The organism is Colwellia aquaemaris (genome assembly GCF_057548755.1).
This window is the reverse complement of the sequence record NZ_BAAJLV010000001.1, coordinates 997,932-1,020,492: the sequence shown is the minus strand read 5'-3', so window position 1 is coordinate 1,020,492 and position 22,561 is coordinate 997,932. Positions and strand designations below refer to the sequence as shown.

Sequence of the window (22,561 nt, the reverse complement as noted above, 5' to 3'; positions counted from 1 at the left end):
ATCTCCAATTGAACAGGCAATTAATGCCAGTCGTTCATAATGTTGCGGGTGGTAATTAGTGTTTCTAACGACGGTGCCTTCTTCGCTTTAGCGGAGGCTTGATCTTGACGTTGAGAGACTAATTTTACATTTCGTTGTTCGACGAGCTCGGCAAGCGAAATGCTATTCAAAAATTCTTCGATTCTATCGCTTAAATCTGACCATAAATAATGTGTTAAACATTGTTGGCCATCTTGACAGTTGCCTTTACCACCACACTTTGTGGCATTAATGCTTTCATCAACGGCATTAATAACATCTGCAACAGCGATTTGAGCAGAGCATTTACCTAATCGATAACCGCCACCTGGGCCACGAATACTGTTAACAAGTCCTTGTTTTCTTAGGCGTGAAAAAAGCTGCTCTAAGTATGATAGAGAGATGCCTTGGCGCTCTGAAATATCTGCTAAGGGCACAGGACCAGTGGCAGCATGAATAGCCACATCTAGCATCGCAGTTACAGCGTATCGTCCTTTAGACGTCAGTTTCATTTATTACCCCTATCAATTTGCTGCGCATTTTACATATCCATGCAAAATAGTCAACTAAATACCTGAGTGATTTACTCAGGTATTTTACTCCGGATAAAAAATTAGTCAATAAAAAGGCAGGCAATCGTGCTGATAACGGTTATTATTTTTTGAAATATATAAGTTTAAATTGTCGGGTCAAATGACTCTGCTGCTGTTTTTCTGCGTTTTGCAGCCGCTTTTTCATCTTCAACAAATTCACCAACACGTAATTCTGGTAACGCTTCTTGGCAAACTTCACCACCAAGCTGATTAACTTCACGGCATAAATCAGACACTTTATTATCCATTAAATGCATGTGATCTAACACTCGTCCTATCGCCTTAGCAACGGGGTCTGGGTTATCTTCGGCGACAGCATAGGCATCAAAACCATATTTTTTAGCAACTTTTTCACGATTTTCAGCAGTGCCATTATCTTTATTCGGGTTAACAATACGACCAGGAATACCAACAGCTGTGGCATTATCAGGCACATCTTTCACCACCACAGAGTTTGAACCGACTTTGCCATGGTTACCAATAGTAATAGGCCCTAATATTTTAGCACCAGCGCCAACGACAACATTATCTTTTAACGTTGGGTGGCGTTTACCGGCATTCCAACTTGTGCCTCCTAAAGTGACTCCTTGATAAAGGGTAACATCGTCACCTATTTCCGCGGTACCACCAATAACAACCCCCATGCCGTGATCAATAAAGAAACGACGACCAACGGTAGCCCCTGGATGAATTTCAATACCAGTTAGCCAGCGAGAAAATGTTGATAAACTGCGCGCAAGCCATTTCCAGTTATTTTTCCATAATTTATGACTGACACGATGAAACCATATGGCATGTAAGCCAGGGTAATTGGTTAATACTTCAAAAACATTACGAGCAGCTGGATCTCGATCAAATACGCTAGCTATATCTTCTTTCATGCGGCTAAACATACCACTTTCCTTCATTTCGGTTTTCTAGCCACAGTGTTACGAGCAGTTAAACTTGCGACTATTATTAATCAGTTTTTGATGCTTTGGCAGCACGCTCAACAGAGGCCAAAATACCACGCATCATTTTCAGTTCTTTCACATCAGGACGTGCGCGGTTAAACAGGCGACGTAACTTTGTTAAAACTAAGCCTGGGTGACTCGGCACAATAAAGCCCGTTGCTTTTAGTGCTCTTTCAAAGTGGTCATAGAAACGTTCTGTTTCATCTACCACCGGATACTCTTCATCTTCAGTTAAGGTAAATGCTTGTTGTTCATGCACTAAAAAGCTGGTACGAATTTCATAACTTAATGTTTGCACTGCCATGGCTAAATTCAATGAGCTATATTCCGGATTTGCTGGAATTTGCACATGAAAATGACACAACTGCAATTCATCATTGGTTAAACCGCTACTTTCACGACCAAACACTAAAGCAACAGGGTATTCCTGTGCTTCGGCAATCATTTTCTCGCCGCAACCACGTGGCTCTAACATCGGCCAAGGTAAAGTACGAGAACGCGCGCTAGTACCAACTACAAGTCCGCAATCGTTAATCGCCTCTTCAAGCGTATCAACGACTTTAGCGTTTTTTAAAACATCTGTTGCGCCAGCAGCCAATGCTTGTGCTTGACCATTAGGCATTTCAATAGGATCCACTAAAACCAGTTCAGTTAGGCCCATTGTTTTCATCGCTCGAGCCGCAGAGCCGATATTTCGACAATCTGAGGTATTAACCAGAACGATACGTACTTTATTTAACAAAGAATCTGACATTATCTACACTTACTTAATTCTAAGGTAACAATAAACAAACTATTACTACCTATCTAGATGGCTAAAATTGTCGATAATGTTACCACAGAACATTATCCTTGTACTGAGAAAAAATCACGCCTTTTATATTTGTTTTCTAGTGTTTATCAATATGGATTAGTTCATTTACTTATAAGTATTAAGAAAATAAGGAAAGTTTAGCTGATTAAACTATAACTTAATCACCATTAAGAAATAAATTTAACTTTTGCGGATGAACGCTATCGCAAAAGTATATTTACTTTGCTATACTCTGCGCGCTTAATTTCAGGCTTACTTACACTGAAGTTAACTTCGTTCTTTTACATAGCTGTTTATGACATTTTACAACATATAGGGTAGTCGATAATGCATCCGATGCTAAATATTGCCGTGCGTTCTGCACGTGCTGCGGGCAAAGTAATTGTGCGCGCTTTTGAACAAGTAGATAAGATTGAAATTGAATCTAAGGGTACTAACGACTTCGTTACTAATGTTGATATAAGTGCTGAACAAGCTATCGTGGAAACGATACAAAAATCTTATCCTAATCACACCATTATTGGTGAAGAGTGTGGCCTAATCGAAGGTAAAGACAACGACTATCAATGGATTATTGATCCACTTGACGGTACAAGTAACTTCGTAAAAGGTATTCCTCACTTTGCTGTTTCAATTGCCTTAAAAGTTAAAGGTAAATTAGACCAATCGGTTATTTTCGACCCTATTCGCGGCGAACTATTCACAGCGAGTCGTGGTAAAGGCGCACAATTAAACGGCTTTCGTATTCGCGTAAAACAATCAAAAGAGCTTAAAGGCGCAATTCTAGCGACAGGTTTCCCTTTTAAGCATAAGCAACATACAAATGCTTACATGGAAATGTTCAAAACCTTATTCGGTAAAACATCTGATATGCGTCGTGCTGGCTCTGCGGCACTAGATTTAGCATATGTTGCGGCAGGTCGTGTTGATGGTTACTTTGAAATTGGTTTAAAACCATGGGATACCGCTGCCGGTGAACTAATGGTAATTGAAGCTGGTGGCTTAGTAACTGATTTTGTTGGCGGTCATAACCACAGCAATTCTGGTAACATTGTGGCAAGTAGCCCACGCTTAGCAAAAGAAATATTAAAAGATATTCGCCCTCATTTAGGTGATGCGCTTAGCAAGTAATCTTTTACTGCTCTAACTACCTTTTTGAAAAAGCGCCTATGGGCGCTTTTTTTATAGCAAAAAAACTTAACCCAGTATCAGAAATATACTCGCTCTTTCACATCCATGTGACCGCGATATACCGTTCATCGACGTGCATGGATGCACTAATGTCGTGAAGCCATGAATGGCTAGGAACGACCTGAACATAAAAAAGCCAGCATAAGCTGGCTTTAAAATTATATTTTCAATTCAGAACGTTTATAAAACGCCACGTTCCATTTGATTCAATTCGATTGATTTAAATAGCGCAGTAAAGTTACCTTCACCGAAACCTTTATCGTCAACACGTTGGATCATTTCAATGAAGATAGGCCCAAAGATGTTCTTAGTAAAGATTTGCAATAAGTAAGAATTTTCTTTCTGGCTATCTACTAATACTTGGTGGTCACGAATACGCTGTGGATCTTCTTTTACCCACGGAATACGATCAAATACATCATCATAATATTCAGGAACTATATTCAAAGTATCAATGATATTTTTATCAAGTTGATCTAACGAGCCAAGTAAATCATCAGTAATAAACGCTAAATGCTGAACACCCGGACCATTATATTCATCTAAGTACTCATCAATTTGGTTATTCTTCTTACCTTTACCTTCATTGATTGGAATACAGAAAGTGCCACAAGGTGATTGTAGCGCATATGAAATTAGTGCTGATTTCTCACCTTTGATGTCAAAGTAACGTACATCAGTAAAACCAAATACATCTTTGTAAAAGTCAGCCCAATGCTCCATAGTGCCTTGGTAAACATTATTCGTTAGGTGATCTACCGCTAAAAAGCCTTTGTCTTTAACAATTACTGGCTCAGCAATATCTTCACAGTCATCTTCGTAAATGGAGCCTTTAGTACCAAATTTGTCGATAAAGTAAATTAGGCTATCACCGATACCATAGATTGCTGGATACGGTAATTTGTTATCTGCGTCTTGTGCTGATTTAGCGCCACGAGCAACGGCTTGTTCAAAAGCAAATTCGGCATCTTCTACGCGCCAGCCCATTGAACAAATTGCAGGACCATGACTTTTCGCAAATTCACGAGAAAAACCCGCTTGTTCGTTGTTTAAGAAAAAGTGGATGTCGTTTTGATTAAAGTAATCAATGTCACGGCCTTTGAATTTCTTCGTTTTTGAGAAACCAAAACCATAAAATGCATTTTCCATAAAATCAGAATCTGGTGATGCATACTCAATAAATTCAATACCACGTAAATTAAGTGGGTTTGTTACTTCTGTCATAATTGTTATCTCTCACACTAGCAATAAGGCGATTATTACCCCGAATGCATTACAGAGAAAGAGAATAGGAAAACTGACAAATTTGGCAGCGTAAAACTATTGTTACGTATAAATCAGATAAAATTTAAGCGACTCTGATCTAGCCTATATCAGGCAATAGCCAGAGATGTAAAATTTTATTTACAGCATTTTTTCATAACTAGAATTAGCTTAAATATGTCACACCACAACCAAAAACTTTCGAGTAATTAGGTTTAAAAATGACAATCGATATGAGCTTTATCACTTAATTAACTGGTACAACAGCTATAAAAAAACGCCAACTCTACTTAAGAGTTGGCGTTTTTTAGCAAATATAAACGTAAAACTAGTTTGTACGTTGCTCCTTGCGAGGACGCGATGAACGCTCAGCAGGTGCTGCTTGGCTGTCTGATACTGTAATATCTAGCACTTGACGACGCACACGAACACGCTTTAACTGCTTAAACGACTTATCAGGCATACCTTTAGGTAATTGCACAAAGCTATGTTTATCATGTAAGTTGATAGCGCCAATGTAGCTACTATCAAGCGATATTTCATTCGCAATTGCACCAACAATATCACCAGGGCGTGCGCCATGCTCTTTACCTACTTCTAAACGGTATGTTTGCCAATCAACGTCTGAGCGCGCTACTTTTGGTTTACGCGGTGCACGTTCAGCACGATTGTCATTACGACCACGTTCATTACGACCACCACGACTATCATTACGACCACGGCCATCACGATCATTTCTATCACGAGTTTCACGACGAGGCTTAGGATCTTCTTTCGGTTGTAATGGTTGCTTTAACTGCTTTTGATAAAGTAAAGCGGCCGCTAAATCAGTCATTGAAAGCTCTGACTCATTCGCCATTGCTTCAATAATTTCACGCATTGCCGTTAACTCTTTATCAGCAACAATACTAGATAACTCATTACGGGTACGCTCGATACGTGCTTTACCAATTTCTTGAATACTTGGCAGAGTGTACATTTCAACTTTGCCAGATGTTAAACGCTCATAATGACGTAATGAATACATTTCACGTGGGCGAACAAATGAAATTGATGTGCCGCTACGTCCAGCACGGCCGGTACGACCAATACGGTGAACATAAGCTTCATTATCACCTGGTAAATCATAGTTAATAACTAAAGAAATACGTGGAATATCAAGGCCACGAGCAACAACATCAGTTGCCACTAACACTGAAGATTGACCCGATTTAATTTGATCAACTGTACGCTCACGTTGAGATTGGTTCATGTCACCATTAAGTGCTACTGCAGGGTAACCGGCACGTTCTAATTTTTCAGCCACTTCAATAGTATCATTACGAGTACGAACGAAAATAATCATCGCATCATAATCAACGGTTTCTGCAATACGCTCTAACGCAGTCATTTTATTAATGCCGCTAACCTTCCATGCGTATTGAGCAATATTCGCTTTCGCTTTTTTCACTGCCGCAATTTTAATATGCTCAGGCTCTTTCAAAAAACGATTAGCAACTTTACGAATTTGTGGTGGCATAGTTGCTGAGAATAATGCCATTTGTGTTTCTGTTGGTAAGTGCTCAAGAATCCATTCAATATCTTCTAAAAAGCCCATATTTAACATTTCATCAGCTTCATCAAGCACACAAAATGATAAATTATTTAGCTTTAAGCTCTTACGACGTAAGTGGTCCATTAAGCGACCAGGCGTACCAACAACAACTTGTGCACCACGCTCCAACTGTTGGAACTGCGGCTGATAAGATTGACCACCGTACAAAGTAGCTACACGTAGCCCTTTAATATTTTTAGCAAAGCTTTCAATTGCTTCAGCAACTTGAATTGCTAATTCACGTGTTGGTGCTAACACCATTAATTGTGGCTTACGAATAGATACGTCAATTTTTGCTAATGCAGGCAATCCAAAAGCCGCTGTTTTACCAGTACCTGTTTGCGCTTCACCTAGTACATCTCGACCTCGTAAAAGTGGCGGAATTGTTTGCGCTTGAATAGCAGTTGAAGATTCAAAACCCAGTGCTTTTACAGCAGATACTAAGTTTTCAGGCAAACCAAGGGCGTCAAAGCCTACAGAGGCATTGTTAAGATCAGTCATATAAATTTTGTCTTCTCATGGTAGAAACTGGTAAAACACCAAAATTCCTACGTACATATACGAGGAAACCACCAGGAAGACTTAAGGCACATTCGGTACGTTAACCTTGAACGGTTAACTGGGCAAGTCTATTGGGCGGATATACCCCACTCATTTAAACATTCTGTGCGTCAATTTTTTACGAAATAAATTCGCTTCACGATCACAGAGGCGCGCATTATACAGATGCCTGTTCTTTATACAAGCTTTAAAGCTATTTTCCTGCAATTTAATGGCAAAAACAGCCATTTTCGCTAAGAATATGGCTGTTTCACTTACTCTATCTAATTATAGCAAAACTATCGTGATAGTTGATTACTCATGAATTTTTGCTATTTAGACATAACTTAACTATCAATTTCAAAGCCGCCTTTGACTTTTTGCACTCGTAAACCACCTGAACCGCTATCTAGGATTTTCAAGCCTCCGGCCTGTTCAACATCAATATCGCCAGAGCCATCATCAATAGTTACCACGCCATCGACTTTCTTAACAGTTAGATCACCCGAACCGTCTTCGAATAGCGCACTGCCTGAGATCCCCTTTGCATAGATACTGCCAGAGCCATCATCAATATCTACATTACCGTCAATTTCGCTTAATTCCATACTGCCGGAGCCATCAACAATGGTAACATTACCAATAACGTCACTAACATATAAACTGCCAGAACCATCATTTATCATGACATCGCTCTTGATCCCCTTAACAGTAAGCTCACCAGAGCCGTCTTTTACATCCACTGCACCATTAATATTACTGATACTCATTGCGCCAGAGCCATCATCAACAATTAACTTCATATGACTTGGTACGGTTATTTTCAGGTCAATATGTGGAGAATCACCTTGCCAAAAGCCGCTACTACTTTTAATTTTTGACACAAGAAATGCGGTTTTACCCGAATCACTTAATTCGAGTTGGTAATTGTCTGTATTTCGTTTATCAGTATAGATGTCTGCTGTAACACTAATTTGAGTAGCATGTTCAGAGCCAGAAATAACCAAAGACCCAGCTCCAGCTTCGATATCAAAAGCTGATAATGTTGTAGCATCAATTTGTAATTCTTGCTGACTGTGATGATTAGCATGTGAAGGATTCGCAACAACAATACAACCGCTTAACAAAGCAGCACTAGTGGCAAAAAGTAATGATGAGGTTAGTTTCATTGGTTTGTTTCCTTGTTAAAGTACAATTATTTTTATTCTCTTAATAAGGTTAAACAAAAATCACGCCAATTAAATATTCCACTTAGTATCAACAACTTAGTCAAAGTTAAATTATAACACTAAAATCAAACATCTATAATTTGGCGAAAAAAGCAATTTATTAGTTAATTAAGGCATATCAAACTTTACGGTAGAAATTTTATTCAAATGAAAAGTGATTTAAGCACGGCGTAGTGAATGAGGTATAGTTATTTATAGAAATGAGCGACAACATGGAGTAAATCTCTTTTATACGTGCCAAAAGGCCGCTGTTAAGTGAGCATTTTAACTGCGTTAGCACTTTATTATATCGAATAACCAGACGACCTAAGCTCTGTCTTGTGAAAAATACACTGCAAAGCTTAATACGCCCTAGCGATACGACGAGATAATAAATTGGCTTAATGCATCAGGGAAAATCCCCAACACTAAACCAATAACGATAAAACCATAAACTAGTAGCCGTTCAATGATCGGCCTTCCTTGCTTTTCGGTACTTTCATAAGCTCCTTTACCATTATCGAATAAGGTGAAAATAATTGGCAAATAGTAGGCAAGTCCTATGCCGCTACCAACAATTAAACTAATAATAAGCCACCAAGCATGGCCAATCGTCGCTTGACTTAAAATATAGAACTTCCCAATAAATCCCATAGTTAAAGGAATTCCCGCTAAACTCAAAATTGCGAGAATCAAAAGAGTAGCCTGACTTGGTGATCGCCAAAATAGCGCTTTTAAATCATCAAGTATCACGTCATCTTTAAAATTCGACAATTGCTTTTCACTGGCACAGCATTGCGATTGTAATGACATCATCACCATAAATATTGAAATATTAGCAATGATGTAAGCAGTTAAATAAAACAAAACACTTTGCCAAGTAAACGCTAAGCTTTCATCAGAAATAACAATGACAACTATCAGTAAATAGCCCATATGAGCAATAGATGAATACCCCATCAGACGTTTAAAATTCTGTTGTTTTAATGCCAAGGCATTACCTACGAGCATTGAGGCAACGGCTAAAATCATTAACAGTAATTGCACATTACTATGCAAAATATAGTTTTGCGCAACAATGCACTTAACTAAGATCACAAACATTGCGACTTTTGAAATGGTCGCCATCAGCAAAGTGACGGGCGTTGGCGCTCCTTGATATACATCAGGCGTCCAAAAATGAAATGGTGCTAACGAGAGTTTAAAAGCAATCCCAGAAATAAACAGTAAAATACCTAACTCAAAAAATAGCCTTAACCCCGATTGATGATATAGTGCATTTGCCTGCACAGCATCAAAACTCATAGTGCCAGTTACACTGTAAATAAAAGCGATGCCGAGCAGCATAAAACTCGACGCTGCGGCACTCAACACTAAATATTTAAAACCACTTTCTACGCTATAATGGCTTTCTCGGTGATAGCCCACTAAGCCAACCAAACTAATACTTAGCAATTCAAAGCCTAAAAACAAACTAGCAAAGTGATTACTCGTCACTAATACGCCAGCGCCAAGCACTAATAACATTAATAGCAGATAATACTCATCATGCACTTCAATATGCGCTTTTAAAAATTGATGACTCATCTGTAATGACACTAATGCCGACATAAGTATTAAGCTAAATGAAAAAGTACTATAGGTGTCAACGGTTAATAGCTGAGTTACCGCAATTGGCTGAGTAACAAGCAAACTTATGTTTGCGATTAAAGCAATAACAAAAACCGCGCCAGTAAATAAAGCAATAGTGCGCTGTGAACGACGCCATGCCACTAACAACAATGCCAATGTAATCCCAAAAGCAACAATTAACTGCGGTAAGATAGCCTGTATTATCTCAATATTTAATGAAGCTTGTGAATTAGCCGTTGATAACAACATTGCCTCAGACTCCAAATGAAAACTTAAGCAGTAAGTTTGGATATAAACCTATTACTAAAAGCATTAAAAATAATGAACCACAAATTACCAACTCCCTATGGCCTAAATCGATAACATCCTGTTTAGCTTCCCCTTGGAAGCTAGATTGAAATAGCACCATGCCATAAATCGCTGAGCCTATAAGGCCAAAGGCGGCAATAACGGCAAATACCGGCATCACTTGAAACACACCAACTAAACTAAAAAACTCACCGATAAAATTGGCTAAACCAGGTAAACCAAATGCCGCGCCAGCGAAGGCCAAAGCAAAGCCTCCCATGCGTGGTGCACTGTTCCAAAAACCGCCCATATCCGCTAAGTTTCGACTATGTATGCGCTGATAAATCATACCTGCCATTGAGAACAATGCTGCACTACTCAAACCATGGGCAACCAGAGTAATAATTGCCCCTTGATAAGCGATAGTGTTAAAGGCAAACAATGCCAGCATCACAAAGCCCATATGACTGATACTGCTATAAGCCACTAAGCGCTTAAAATCTTGTTGAGCAAAGGCCATTTTCGCACCATAGATAATACTCACCACAGCCAGCGTTGCCGCAATCGGTGCAAACTGCACACTGGCCTGCGGAAAGAGAAAAATAACGAATCGAATAAGCCCATATGCACCCGTTTTTAGTAATACGCCGGCTAGCAATACACTACCGGCCGTTGGTGCTTGCGTATGAGCATCAGGCAGCCAACTATGCACAGGTACTAAAGGAAGCTTAACCGCAAAGGCAATAAAAAAGCCCAGCATTAAATATTGTGTCATTGAAAGCGGCATATCTAGTGCTAACCAATCAAGGTAATAAAAACTTAACTCCCCTGTTTGTAGCAAATGAAAATACCCCGTAGCAATAATTGCCACTAACATTAATAAGCTACTAACTTGTGTAAAAATAAAAAATTTGATTGCTGCGAAACGTCTATTTTCATGGCCCCAAATTGCAATTAACGCGGTCATGGGCAATAGCATCACTTCCCAAAAACAGAAGAACAAAAACATATCAACGGCAACAAATACGCCAATAATACCGGCAATGGTCGCCAATAAATTAAAGTAATAAAAACCGACTTGATGCTTAATTTCTCGCCACGACACTAACACACAAATAATCGCCAAGAGCCAAGTTAACGCAATTAACACTATGCTAAGTTGGTCTAGGGCAATACTGTATTCAATATTAAAGGTTTTAATCCAACTCACTTTTGTTAGCACTTGCAGTGTTTCAAAGTTACTGACATGGCTAAACACAAAAATAGCAAATACTGTTGCTAACAAAGCAAGCACAACCAGCGCTAACCACTTTGCAGCTCCTTGCCATTGCTTTTCCAAAGCCCATGCAAAAGCACCAGCAACAAGTAAAGCCAACATGATAAATGTTAGTGTCATAAAATACTCACTCCCACTAGCATCAATATTGACAAGCCAAATGCTGCCAAATACCAACGTAAGTTACCGTTTTGTATCATAACCAACACGTCATGCCATAAATCAACATACCAAGCTGTCGACATCAACGTTTGGTCAATTAAGTCTCGGCGATTTAACTTAGCCAATATTTGATATGGTTTAACCAACAAAATGCTATATAGGTTGTCAAAACCTAAGCCATTGCGACAAAACATAGCAAAACTATGCTCACTGGCTTTTATTTCATTTTTCTGGCTTGATGCTAGGCGGTATTTTTTAAAATAAAACCAAGAAAATACAATGCCGATAAATGGCGTAACAATAGCAACAGTGTGCAGCCATCTAGGCTCTGCTATTATCGCCATGTTTGCGTTATTGGCTTTTTCAAATACCTGATTAAGATCAAGCACGATTAATCCACCAAACAGAGATAATAACGCTAATATTATTAAGGCCATACGCATTAAACTTGCTGGCTTAAAATCAAGTTTCTCGGTAAAACGTTCTTGACCAAGAAAAGCTAAAAAGAATAAGCGGCAACTATAAATACTGGTAACGAGTGCTCCTAATATCGCACACCACCACAATGCGGGCCCTGCGGTGTTTGACAACCACAACTGCGCTATTATCGCTTCTTTTGAAAAGAAACCTGAGGTACCAGGCAACGCCATTAAGCAAACTAAACCAATGATAAATAACGCACTTTCAAACGGGAGTCTTTTTAATAAGCCTCCCATCTTAAAAAGATTTTGCTGATGATGAAGTGCCAAAATAACCGCACCGGCCGTTAAAAAAAGCAGTGCTTTAAAAAATGCATGCGTCATAAGATGAAAAACACCTGCCGACCAAGCACCAGCACCAAGGGCTAACATCATATAGCCAATTTGGCTCATGGTTGAGTAAGCTAAAACCCGTTTAATATCAGTTTGAGCCAGTGCCGCAAAACCGGCTAACAACAAGGTAATAGCCCCTATCCAAGCAACATAGCTCATCACTTCCGGTGTAAAAATAAAAATACCGTGCATGCGAGCAATGAGGTACACACCAGCAGTAACCATAGTTGCAGCATGAATTAAAGCACTAACCGGTGTTGGCCCCGCCATAGCATCAGGTAACCAAGTTTGTAGCGGAAGTTGTGCCGACTTACCTACGGCACCGCCAAGTAACAATAAGGCGATCCAGTAAATATTATTTAATTGTTGGTCACTAAAGCCGATATCAGAATGGCTTGTTTGTTGTATCAAAGAACTTATTGCTTCAATATTTAATTGTCCAAAACTGCTAAACAATAAAAACAAACCAATTGCCATCGATGTGTCGCCAATACGCGTAACAATAAATGCCTTTCGCGCAGCTAAAACATTGGCTTTTTCTTGATACCAAAAACCAATAAGTAAAAAACTACATAAACCAACACCCTCCCAGCCTAAATATAGTAAGACCAAGTTATCAGCCAATACTAAGACCAGCATGGCAACGATAAACAGGTTCATATAAGCCATAAAACGCGTAAAGTTGGCATCATCTTTCATATAAGCGGCGGCGAATAAATGAATCAAAAAACCGATGCCACTAACAACGCTGATCATCACTGCTGACAAGCTATCAAGATAAAAGCTAACATTTACTTCAGTCACCCCTTGTGAGCTAACCAAATTAAACCAATGCCATAAATTTACGCTAATAAAGGGATGTTGACTTGCCGCTAATTCATAAACCAACAAGGCACTTACAACCGATGTAATGGCCATAGCACCAACACTAATAAAACTAGCAATGTGCCAAGACAAACGCTTAGCAAAAACAATGAGCAATAAAAAACTAACTAAAGGATAAAAAGGCAAGCTGGCAAGTAGCACGATTTACCCCCTCATCTCATTAAGTACATCAATATCTAAAGAACGATATTTCTTTTGCATACGAATCAGCAACGCTAACCCCACCGCCACTTCTGCAGCTGCTAAGGTTAAAATCAGAATAAACATCACTTGCCCGTCTGCTTGCTGCCACGCGCTACCGGCACCAATAAAAGCCACCCCAACGGCATTGAGCATCACTTCTAAGCTCATTAACATAAAGAGCGTGTTTTTTCGGGCAACAACACCAATAAAGCCAATAACAAACAGTAAGCTAGAAAGTATAAGTACATGAAATAATGGGATAGTTGTCATAGTTGGCTCCCTTTTACTTCAGGTTTAGCGTAATGATAGCCAGCAAGTAAACCGGCAAGAAGCAAGAAAGAAGCGATTTCAACCGCCAGTAAATACGGGCCATACAACATAATGCCAACAGCTTTAGAACTCACTACATTGGCCTGCAAAGTTTGTTGCATTTGCGCATTATTAATAATAACAACCAACTCAATGAGTAAAGTAAACGCTAATAACATAGCGCCAAACATATTCGCTATATTATTGTTCTGGGGCGCGTTAGTCGTTTCATCTTTACCTAGGCCAAACATTAGCACGGCAAAAACAAATAACACCAAGATTGCACCAGCATAAACAATAACCTCTAGGCCTGCGGCAAAAGGCGCTCCCATAAGATAAAAGCAAACCGCTACCGCAAGTAATGACACCACTAGATACAGCAAAGCATGAACAGTATTATTTCCAGTCACTACTTTTAAACTAGCAATAACGGCTACGGTAGCAGCAAGATAAAATAAACTATCAATTGTCGCTAAACTACTCAGCATATCGTCCCTCCCTAAGCTGATGACAGCTGCCGGAATCTCTATTGATAAAAATCATGGCATTAATCCTTTAACATCAATTGGTGGCCTTTCTTGCTCGGCTTCACCTTTGCCTTTACCCGCTATTGCAATTCCTGACTGCTGATAAAAGCTATAATCAGGATACTTACCAGGGCCATTAATCAATAAATGTTCTTTTTCATAAACCAAATTTTGCCGATCATATTCAGCAAGTTCGACATCAGGCGTTAATTGAATAGCATAGGTAGGACACGCTTCTTCACAAAAACCACATAAAATGCAGCGTGAAAAGTTAATGCGAAAAAAGTCTGCTCTTTTTCGACCATCATCATCAACAACTTGCTGTAGCGCAATACAATCCACTGGGCAAGCAACCGCACACAAATTACACGCAACACAACGCTCTTCACCACTTGGGTCTCGAGTTAAAACAATTCGGCCCCGATAACGTGGTGCTAGGTAAGGTTTTTGCTCTGGATATTGCACGGTATCGGCTTTGGTAAAGGTATGTTTGAGCACCAACCACATGGTTCTCAATTGACTAAAAAACAGCGAATCCTTTAATGATGACTTACTCATTACAGCACTCCCGTTAAACGCAATAGCGCGGTGACGATTAAATTGAGTAAGGCAAGGGGTAACATCACCATCCAACCAAACTTCAACAATTGATCAAAACGAGGCCGTGGTAATGATGTTCTCAGCAACACAAAAAACATCACAAAGCACAGTACCTTCAATACAAACCAAAGCAAGGGCGGCAACCAACTAGATAACGGCTCGGGCATTAACCAGCCGCCAAAAAATAAAACCACCGACATTGCAGAAATCAGCGTGACACCTAAATATTCACCGAGGAAAAATAACGCAAACTTTAACCCTGAGTATTCAGTATGAAAGCCTGCGGTTAATTCAGTTTCCGCTTCTGGTAAATCGAACGGCAAACGGTGGCTTTCCGCGATTCCAGCCACCAAAAATATAAAGAAACCAACAAACTGAGACTGTATTAGCCAACCATCAGCTTGCGCTAACACTATTTCACGTAAGTTAAATGTTCCGGTTAACAGCACTACGCCCATCACCGACAGGCCCATAAAAACTTCATAACTTACCGTTTGTGCCGCTGCCCTCATACCTCCTAACAGCGCATATTTAGAGTTTGACGCCCAACCTGCTAATACCACGCTGTAAACGGCCAATGACGCCATGGCAAGGAAAAACAACAATCCTATATTTAAATTGGAAACGCCAATATCAGGTGAAAATGGAACAACGGCGAAGCTCATCAAAACGCAAACCGCACCAATAATGGGCGCTAAGGTAAACACTAAACGATCACTAAATGGTGGTATCCAATCCTCTTTACCAAGTATTTTTAGCAAATCTGCAAAAGACTGTAATATGCCAAACGGACCTACGCGATTGGGGCCATAACGGTCTTGCCAAATCCCTATCATTCTTCGTTCAACCCACACTAACATTGCCGCCATAGGTATCAATAAAGCAATAATGATAGTAATTTCAAAAAGCTTCCACAGCATTTCAGGCATCATTTAACCCTCCTGAAATCAACCTAATAGGAATATGTTGATCGTTTTCTTTTAGTCTTGCCAAAACCTCTTTTTGATTTTCTTTGGCCGCCAAAATATTTTCATTATATTGACTAAGATAATCGGTTATTTCTTGATCGCCAGCTGGGGTTATTTTCATTTCAAGCTGATGAGATAATGATTGGCACAAAGAAAAATTACCAAACACTAAAGTTTTTGATAACGCTACCACCGTTTTCACCTGACAAATAACCGTTTGGCTTACTAACTGCATTTTGTCATTAGTCGCGGAAAAAACTACCTTGCACCATTGCTGTGACTGTATGGCTAGTGTTCTAGCCACATCACTATTAATAAAGAGTTGGTTATTTTGCTTGAGCATCTGAAACTCTGGCGTCATTGCCGCCTGCCAATCATCTAAGTAAATATTTTTTTGCTGTACATAACTTAAGTTAGCATTTGCTTGATTTGATAACGGGTTAATACTGTCATTCATTGTTGGTTGCCAACATGAGTTATTCACAAGCCCATTTAATAACTTTATAAATTGCGGCGTTTCTTGTTGTAACAATGCGCCATTAATTTGCTCTTGGTATTGACCTATAGCCTGATTGGAATTCCAACCAGGTGCCCAAACAAAAGGCATATCATGACTTGTTTTTATTGATGCACCTTCCATAGAAAAACGATAACTGTCATCTAGCTTTTGCGTGGTTTTATTTTCATGTACGCTAATATTTGCCATTTGCGAGGTTCTGCCACTGGCTCGGTGTGGCATTCTAGCGATGGGGCTTTTTACAATAGGGCTAGCGACACCAGTAACTAACGCTGGCCAATCATCAAAGTGCTGATTAAAAAATTGATGTAATTGTGCAAGCGACTGACAACTCTCACTTTTAGTTATCCTTGTTACTTGGCCGTTAGCTTGTGTTTTTACGCCGAATGTATCAGCAATATTGTCGAGCCAACGCCAGCTTTCTTGTACGGGTAATACTGGTGGGTGCACTTGGCTAAATTTCTGCACTCGACCTTGGTAATTAATATAGTGGCCATCACCTTCACTCACCGTCGCAACAGGTAGAACAATATCAGCCATTTGACTAAGCCGATGTTCACTATGATCTAGTACGATAATCGTTTCTGCGCTAGCTCTTAATTGCTCTAGTTGACTTGCAGAGCAATTAGAAAGCTCTTGCTCTAAAACAATCACCCCAGCAATATTTTCATCAACTTGCTTTAAGCTAGCTAAAACCTGCTCAAGTGATAGCGTTTGTTCGTCGAGTAGTGATAATAAGCCCACACTGTTACTCGACGGCGGCACAACAATTACTTTAGGTAGGCTAATGCCATCTTGCTGCTTTGAGCATTGCATCAAACGCCAGATATTTTGCAATAATTGCGCGTTTACCAAACTTGTACCAGAAATAAGCAATGGCCGCTTAGCTCTGCAGAGTTTGCGATAAACAGAAGTGATAAAGCTTTGCTCTTTCGCACTTACCTGTTCAAGCTCAGCATCTTCTCGAGCAAAAACTTCATTTAACTGCTGCTCCACCTCTTTGATATCGCCAAGCAGTAAAAATTTTTCTAATAACCGTAAACAAGCATTAATGCGCTCAACGGGCAATATAAGAGCCTGCTCCGCAACATCATCAAGCTTTGTTGTGGTACTGTGTAATGAAAATAATGGTGATAACAACTTACCGCCAATGGTTCTTACAGCGCTGTCTTGCCACGACGGAATACCAATTGATGCAGCTTTTTCTATTGCGGCATTGCGTAAAGCTTGTCGAACCGACAACGCCATTCTCGGGGCAGTTTGGGTAATATCTTCACCAACAATTAATACAAAGTCGCTGGCTTCAATTTCAGTTAAGCTAATAGGGGTTCCATACTCTAAAATGCGAGCATGTTGCGCGGCAACGCGCATTTCTTGATCATTATACCCAGCCGAGAAATGCTCATTACCGACAAGATGTTTTAAATAAAAATTGGCTTCCTGTGATGCTCGAGCAGAGCCAATGCCAATAAAGTTTTTTAATCGAAAATGTGACAACGCTTTTGCAACATCAAGCTTAGTTAATTGCACTGGTGATTGCTGCTTTATCCCCGTCACTTGCTTTAACCGTTGTTGACCATTAACAAAACCAATACCAAAACGCCCACGGTCACAAAGAAAATAGCTATTAAGCTCAGCGTTATAGCGATTCATTACTCGGCGAACCGAGCCGTAACGTTCACCAATACTTAAATTACAACCAATAGAGCAATGGCTGCATACCGAAGGAGCCGATTGCAAATCCCATTTACGAGTATAGTGAGCGGAAAATATCTTATTGGTAAAAACCCCTGTTGGGCAAACTTCAACTAAGTTACCACTAAATTCACTTGTTAATGCACCATCACATTGCCGACCAAAGTAAACTTGGTTTTTAGAGCCAAAAACGCCAAAGTCCTTGCCGCCAGCGTAGTCGTTATAAAAACGCGTACAGCGATAACAAGTAATACAGCGGTTCATTTCATGGCCGACTAGCTCACCTAAATACTGATTAGTAAACGTTCTTTTACTTCCTTGATATTCACGCACACTATGGCCTGTCATCACGGTCATATCTTGTAAATGGCATTCACCACCTTCAGCACACACCGGACAATCATGCGGGTGATTGGTCATCATGGCGGCAATCACTTGTTCACGAAATTCACTAGCATAGGAGTTTTTAATACTGATGCGCATACCATCGGTAATTGGCGTTGTACAAGCCATCACCAAGCGACCACGTTGGTCGTTTTCGTCTTGATACTGAGTTACAGCACATTGACGACAAGCCCCAACAGACCCCATCGATGGATGCCAACAAAAATAAGGCAAATTAAGTTTTTGTGATAACACACCCGCCAGTAGATTATCTTCTGTACTAACTTGATAGGGCTGTTCGTCAATATAAATAGTAACTAAATTTTTACTATTTTCACTCATGATAATGCCCTCCCGTCATCGCTATTTGGGTACGTTTAGCTAATGACTCAGGGTTATAATGACAACAACCGCTTTCAATATGCTGCTGAAAGTCATCGTGGAAATATTTCAGCGCGCTCCTTAGAGGTTCTACAGCACCAGGAGCCAGTGCGCAGTGGGTTTTGCCAATCCACATAAAGTCACACAGTTTGTTAAGGGTATCTAAATCTTCAATTTTACCTTGGCCGTTTTCTATGCGTGTTAATACTTCCACCGCCCACGGCGTGCCATCACGACATGGCGTACACCAACCACAAGACTCTTGCGCAAAAAAGCGCATTAAATTAAGTACCATAGCAACAGGGCAATTCATATCGTCAAGTACAATTAAACCACCAGTACCTAAACGACTACCCACTTTGGCAATTGAGTCATAATCCATTGGCGTATCTAAATGCTCTTCAACCAAAAAATCGGTCGAGGCACCGCCGGGTAATAAGCCACGAAACTTTAAACCGTCTTGCATACCGCCAGCATGTTGAAATAATACTTCCCGTAAGGTTGGCCCCATAGGAAGTTCCCATAAGCCTGGATTTTTTACGCGGCCACAGGCACCATATATTTTGCTACCTGCATCACTATTTGGTGCAATAGCTTGAAACCAGTCAACGCCATTTTTTAAAATATGCGGTAAATTGGATAAGGTTTCGACATTATTGACGATAGTCGGCTTACCAAATAAACCAGCTACCTGTGGAAATGGTGGTTTAGCACGGGGATTTGCTCGTTTTCCTTCAAGGGCATTTATCAGTGCCGTTTCTTCGCCGCAAATGTAACGACCAGCGCTGCAATGTACATATAAATCGAGTGAATACGTACTTCCCTGTATACGGGCACCAAGCCAATTATTTTCATAGGCTTCATTGATTGCTTGCTGCAGGCGCTTCGCTGCTAAATGATATTCACCACGAAGAAAAATATAGGCCTTATTAGCACCTATGGTGTAACCGCCAATGATCATAGCTTCCACTAATTGGTGCGGTATGCCTTCAATTAATAACCTATCTTTAAACGTGCCAGGTTCCATTTCATCAGCATTGGCGACTAGGTATTTATTATCAGGCGCATTTTCGTCATCATCAGCAAACATAGGGACGAAGCTCCATTTCATTCCCGTTGGAAAACCGGCTCCGCCTCTACCTTTTAATCCAGAGTTTTTGACCATCTCTAATACGTCGTTAGGTGTGTGCTTTAAAATGGCATTTTTTGCCCCTTGATATCCACCATGCCGACAGTAGCCATCAAAATCCAGTGGCTGTCGAGAATTAGCCCATTCGGTAAGGGGACAAGTGCTACTAGAAACAAATGCGTCTTTCATGAGCTTTGCTCCTTATTCGCTAGCGCTTGTAAGATGTCAATGGCGCTCTCGGGCGTTAACTCTTCATAATGCTCTTCACCTATCATCATCACCGGCGCCTTATCACACCCGCCCAAACATGCGTTAGACAATAAAGTGAATTGGCCATCTTGGCTCGTTTCGCCGTAATCAATCTGCAGATGTTGCTTAATTGCCTGTAAAACCTTGTTAGTTCCTGTAAGATGACAAGCAATGCTATCGCAAAGGTGAATGACATGCTTTCCAACCGCTTGTCGGTAAATTAAATTGTAAAATGTCGCAACACCTTCTAGTTGTGCTACAGGCATTGCTAACAAGTCACTAATTGCATATAAGCTATCATCACTAATCCAGCCTCGGTGTGCCTGCACTATTTTCAGCGCTTCAATGCCTGCCGCTTCACGTGTTTCCATAATACTGGCTTCATGTTCAATGGCGGCAACTTCATCTGCCGTCAGATAGTGTTGATAATCAATAGTCACTGTCTCGATTGTTTCCATAACCATCTCTTAGTTAGCCTATGCTTGTCATTAGTGCTTAAACCTAGTTATTCATTACGCTCTTACTTCTTTGTTAAAACTTTACCTATCAACGTCTGCCATTACATAGTCAACACTGCCAAGGGTGGCAATAAGATCTGCCACCATTTGTCCACGACTGATCAATGGCAACATCTGTAAATGCGCGAAACTTGGTGTACGAATACGCGTTCGATAACTCATGGTGCTACCATCACTGATCAGGTGATAGCCCATGATGCCTTTAGTTGCCTCGACACTGACAGATACTTCCCCTGCAGGAATAACTGGCCCCCAAGACACATTCAAAAAGTGAGGGATCAAGGTATCAATATCGTGCATAGTGCGGTCTTTAAGCGGTGGCGTTGTTTGTGGGTGTTCCGCTTTATACGGACCTTCTGGCATATTATTTAAGCATTGCTCAATAATGCGAATACTTTGCCGCATTTCTTCAACGCGAACTCGACAGCGATCATAGCAATCACCGTTATGGCCAAGCGGTACTTCAAAATCAAACTGGTCATAGCCACTATATGGCCTTTGTTTACGCATATCCCATGAATAACCTGTCGCTCGCAAGCCCGGACCCGTAACGCCCCATTCAATCGCTTCTTGGCTGGAATATGCACCAATACCAACCGTTCGCTGTTTTAAAATAGCATTTTGCATAACCATTTTTTCATACTCATCTAAACGCTTAGGTAAGTAATTAACATAATCTCGTACTAAAACATCCCAACCTTTTGGCAAGTCTTGTGCAACACCACCAACTCGAAACCAACTTGGGTGCATGCGCGCACCAGTGAAGGCTTCAATAATGCCAAACAGCTTTTCCCGGTCGATAAACATATAAAAAATTGGCGAAAGTGCGCCAATATCTTGTGCAAATGTGCCATAAAATAGTAAATGACTGAGAATGCGAAACATCTCAGAAGTCATAATGCGGATCACTTTCGCACGGTCGGGTACATGAATACCGGCAAGCTTTTCCACCGCCATAACGTAAGGAAAGTTATTCATTACGCCACCGAGATAATCGATGCGATCAGTATAAGGAATATAGCTATGCCAAGACTGACGTTCACCCATTTTCTCCGCGCCACGATGGTGATAGCCAATATCAGGTACACAATCGATTATTTCTTCCCCTTCCATTTGCAGCACAATACGAAACGCTCCATGAACACTTGGGTGGTTAGGGCCAAGGTTCAAAAACATAAAATCACTGTCTTTGCTCTGTCGTTTCATGCCCCACGCTTGTGGGTCAAATTGCAGTGCTGCTTGCTCTTTATCTTGCTGATACGGTGGCAGTGTGAACGGGTCCATTTCTGTTGCTCGTGCAGGGTGAGTTTTCAGTAACGGGTGCCCTTGCCAAGTATTTGGCATTAGAATGCGGGTTAAATAAGGATGATTGTCAAAAATAATACCGAACATATCCCAAACTTCACGCTCATACCAATTCGCATTAGGCCAAAAGCTACACACGCTTTCTAATGATTTACTTGATGCAGAAAGTGCAACCTTAATGCGAATGTCTTGGTTTCGTTGATATGAGCGTAAGTGGTAACTTACAGTAAAAGCTTTTGATAATGGTGATTTATGCTGTTTTTCACTTTCATCAATGGCAGTAATGTCAAAGCACATATCAAAAGGCTTATCGAGCTCTTGCCTGAGAACCTGCATTAACTTAATTAGCTGGTTTTTATCCAACCAAAATGAAGGAATGTCATCAACAATATTTTCAATGGCAGTAACAGCTTGCAAATTTAATTCTGGCGAAATAGCAATAACTTCATCAAGCAAAGGTACTGCCTGAAGCATCTGCCAATCTCTACTCGCTTTAATATCTACTTGTGTCACTTTCGACGTCCTTTACAACCAGAAAATTTTTATTATTAAAATCTACATTACTGT

At 40.3% G+C, this 22,561-nt stretch carries 18 protein-coding genes; 1 reads left to right on the top strand and 17 read right to left on the bottom strand.

Annotated elements, in window-relative coordinates; all coding sequences use genetic code 11:
- Positions 1–20: 20 nt before the first annotated feature.
- The 3 genes from iscR to trmJ all read right to left on the bottom strand — a co-directional run bounded on the left by iscR (position 21) and on the right by trmJ (position 2,306).
- Positions 21–530, bottom strand: coding sequence for a Fe-S cluster assembly transcriptional regulator IscR (iscR, locus tag AC27HL_RS04485; protein ID WP_487079232.1), 510 nt, complete (start codon positions 528–530; stop codon positions 21–23).
- A gap of 164 nt (positions 531–694) precedes the next feature.
- Positions 695–1,504, bottom strand: coding sequence for a serine O-acetyltransferase (gene cysE, locus AC27HL_RS04480; RefSeq protein WP_487079230.1), 810 nt, complete (start codon positions 1,502–1,504; stop codon positions 695–697).
- Positions 1,505–1,568: 64 nt separating this feature from the next.
- On the bottom strand, positions 1,569–2,306 hold the full coding sequence (trmJ, locus tag AC27HL_RS04475) for a tRNA (cytosine(32)/uridine(32)-2'-O)-methyltransferase TrmJ (protein ID WP_487079903.1): 738 nt from the start codon (positions 2,304–2,306) through the stop codon (positions 1,569–1,571).
- 399 nt (positions 2,307–2,705) lie between these two features.
- Between trmJ and suhB the strand changes: the two genes are divergently transcribed.
- Complete coding sequence (gene suhB, locus AC27HL_RS04470) at positions 2,706–3,509, top strand: inositol-1-monophosphatase (protein ID WP_487079229.1); 804 nt, start codon at positions 2,706–2,708, stop codon at positions 3,507–3,509.
- A 240-nt stretch (positions 3,510–3,749) separates the two neighbouring features.
- Here suhB and hppD read toward each other — a convergent pair whose 3' ends face one another.
- The 14 genes from hppD to nuoC all read right to left on the bottom strand — a co-directional run bounded on the left by hppD (position 3,750) and on the right by nuoC (position 22,468).
- Positions 3,750–4,793, bottom strand: coding sequence for a 4-hydroxyphenylpyruvate dioxygenase (gene hppD, locus AC27HL_RS04465; RefSeq protein WP_487079228.1), 1,044 nt, complete (start codon positions 4,791–4,793; stop codon positions 3,750–3,752).
- 367 nt (positions 4,794–5,160) lie between these two features.
- The gene (locus tag AC27HL_RS04460) at positions 5,161–6,927 is read right to left on the bottom strand and encodes a DEAD/DEAH box helicase (protein ID WP_487079226.1); all 1,767 of its coding nucleotides are present in this window, start codon (positions 6,925–6,927) and stop codon (positions 5,161–5,163) included.
- Between the two features lie 386 nt (positions 6,928–7,313).
- The gene (locus AC27HL_RS04455; protein WP_487079224.1) at positions 7,314–8,135 is read right to left on the bottom strand and encodes a DUF4097 family beta strand repeat-containing protein; all 822 of its coding nucleotides are present in this window, start codon (positions 8,133–8,135) and stop codon (positions 7,314–7,316) included.
- A gap of 411 nt (positions 8,136–8,546) precedes the next feature.
- Positions 8,547–10,055, bottom strand: a complete 1,509-nt coding sequence (locus AC27HL_RS04450; RefSeq protein WP_487079222.1) for an NADH-quinone oxidoreductase subunit N — start codon at positions 10,053–10,055, stop codon at positions 8,547–8,549.
- 4 nt (positions 10,056–10,059) lie between these two features.
- A complete protein-coding gene (locus AC27HL_RS04445; RefSeq protein WP_487079220.1) occupies positions 10,060–11,490 on the bottom strand; it encodes a complex I subunit 4 family protein in 1,431 nt (476 codons plus the stop codon).
- Positions 11,487–13,370, bottom strand: a complete 1,884-nt coding sequence (gene nuoL / locus AC27HL_RS04440; protein WP_487079218.1) for an NADH-quinone oxidoreductase subunit L — start codon at positions 13,368–13,370, stop codon at positions 11,487–11,489. Before nuoL ends, AC27HL_RS04445 begins: the two co-directional genes overlap by 4 nt.
- A 3-nt stretch (positions 13,371–13,373) precedes the next feature.
- On the bottom strand, positions 13,374–13,682 hold the full coding sequence (nuoK, locus tag AC27HL_RS04435) for an NADH-quinone oxidoreductase subunit NuoK (protein WP_487079216.1): 309 nt from the start codon (positions 13,680–13,682) through the stop codon (positions 13,374–13,376).
- Positions 13,679–14,209: an NADH-quinone oxidoreductase subunit J gene (nuoJ, locus tag AC27HL_RS04430; protein ID WP_487079214.1), complete on the bottom strand. Its 531-nt coding sequence runs from the start codon at positions 14,207–14,209 to the stop codon at positions 13,679–13,681. The genes nuoK and nuoJ overlap by 4 nt, the downstream gene beginning before the upstream one ends.
- Before the next feature lie 51 nt (positions 14,210–14,260).
- Positions 14,261–14,806, bottom strand: coding sequence for an NADH-quinone oxidoreductase subunit NuoI (gene nuoI / locus AC27HL_RS04425; RefSeq protein WP_487079212.1), 546 nt, complete (start codon positions 14,804–14,806; stop codon positions 14,261–14,263).
- A complete protein-coding gene (nuoH, locus tag AC27HL_RS04420) occupies positions 14,806–15,780 on the bottom strand; it encodes an NADH-quinone oxidoreductase subunit NuoH (RefSeq protein WP_487079211.1) in 975 nt (324 codons plus the stop codon). Before nuoH ends, nuoI begins: the two co-directional genes overlap by 1 nt.
- Positions 15,770–18,754 (bottom strand): NADH-quinone oxidoreductase subunit NuoG, encoded by a 2,985-nt coding sequence (nuoG, locus tag AC27HL_RS04415; RefSeq protein ID WP_487079209.1) that lies wholly within the window; start codon positions 18,752–18,754, stop codon positions 15,770–15,772. Before nuoG ends, nuoH begins: the two co-directional genes overlap by 11 nt.
- Positions 18,747–20,111 carry an NADH-quinone oxidoreductase subunit NuoF gene (nuoF, locus tag AC27HL_RS04410; RefSeq protein ID WP_487079207.1) on the bottom strand — a complete coding sequence of 455 codons (1,365 nt, stop codon included), beginning with the start codon at positions 20,109–20,111 and terminating at the stop codon, positions 18,747–18,749. The genes nuoG and nuoF overlap by 8 nt, the downstream gene beginning before the upstream one ends.
- Complete coding sequence (gene nuoE, locus AC27HL_RS04405; protein WP_487079205.1) at positions 20,108–20,629, bottom strand: NADH-quinone oxidoreductase subunit NuoE; 522 nt, start codon at positions 20,627–20,629, stop codon at positions 20,108–20,110. The genes nuoF and nuoE overlap by 4 nt, the downstream gene beginning before the upstream one ends.
- Before the next feature lie 81 nt (positions 20,630–20,710).
- Entirely contained in the window at positions 20,711–22,468 is a 1,758-nt protein-coding gene (gene nuoC / locus AC27HL_RS04400; RefSeq protein WP_487079901.1) for an NADH-quinone oxidoreductase subunit C/D, read from the bottom strand.
- Between the last annotated feature and the right edge of the window lie 93 nt (positions 22,469–22,561).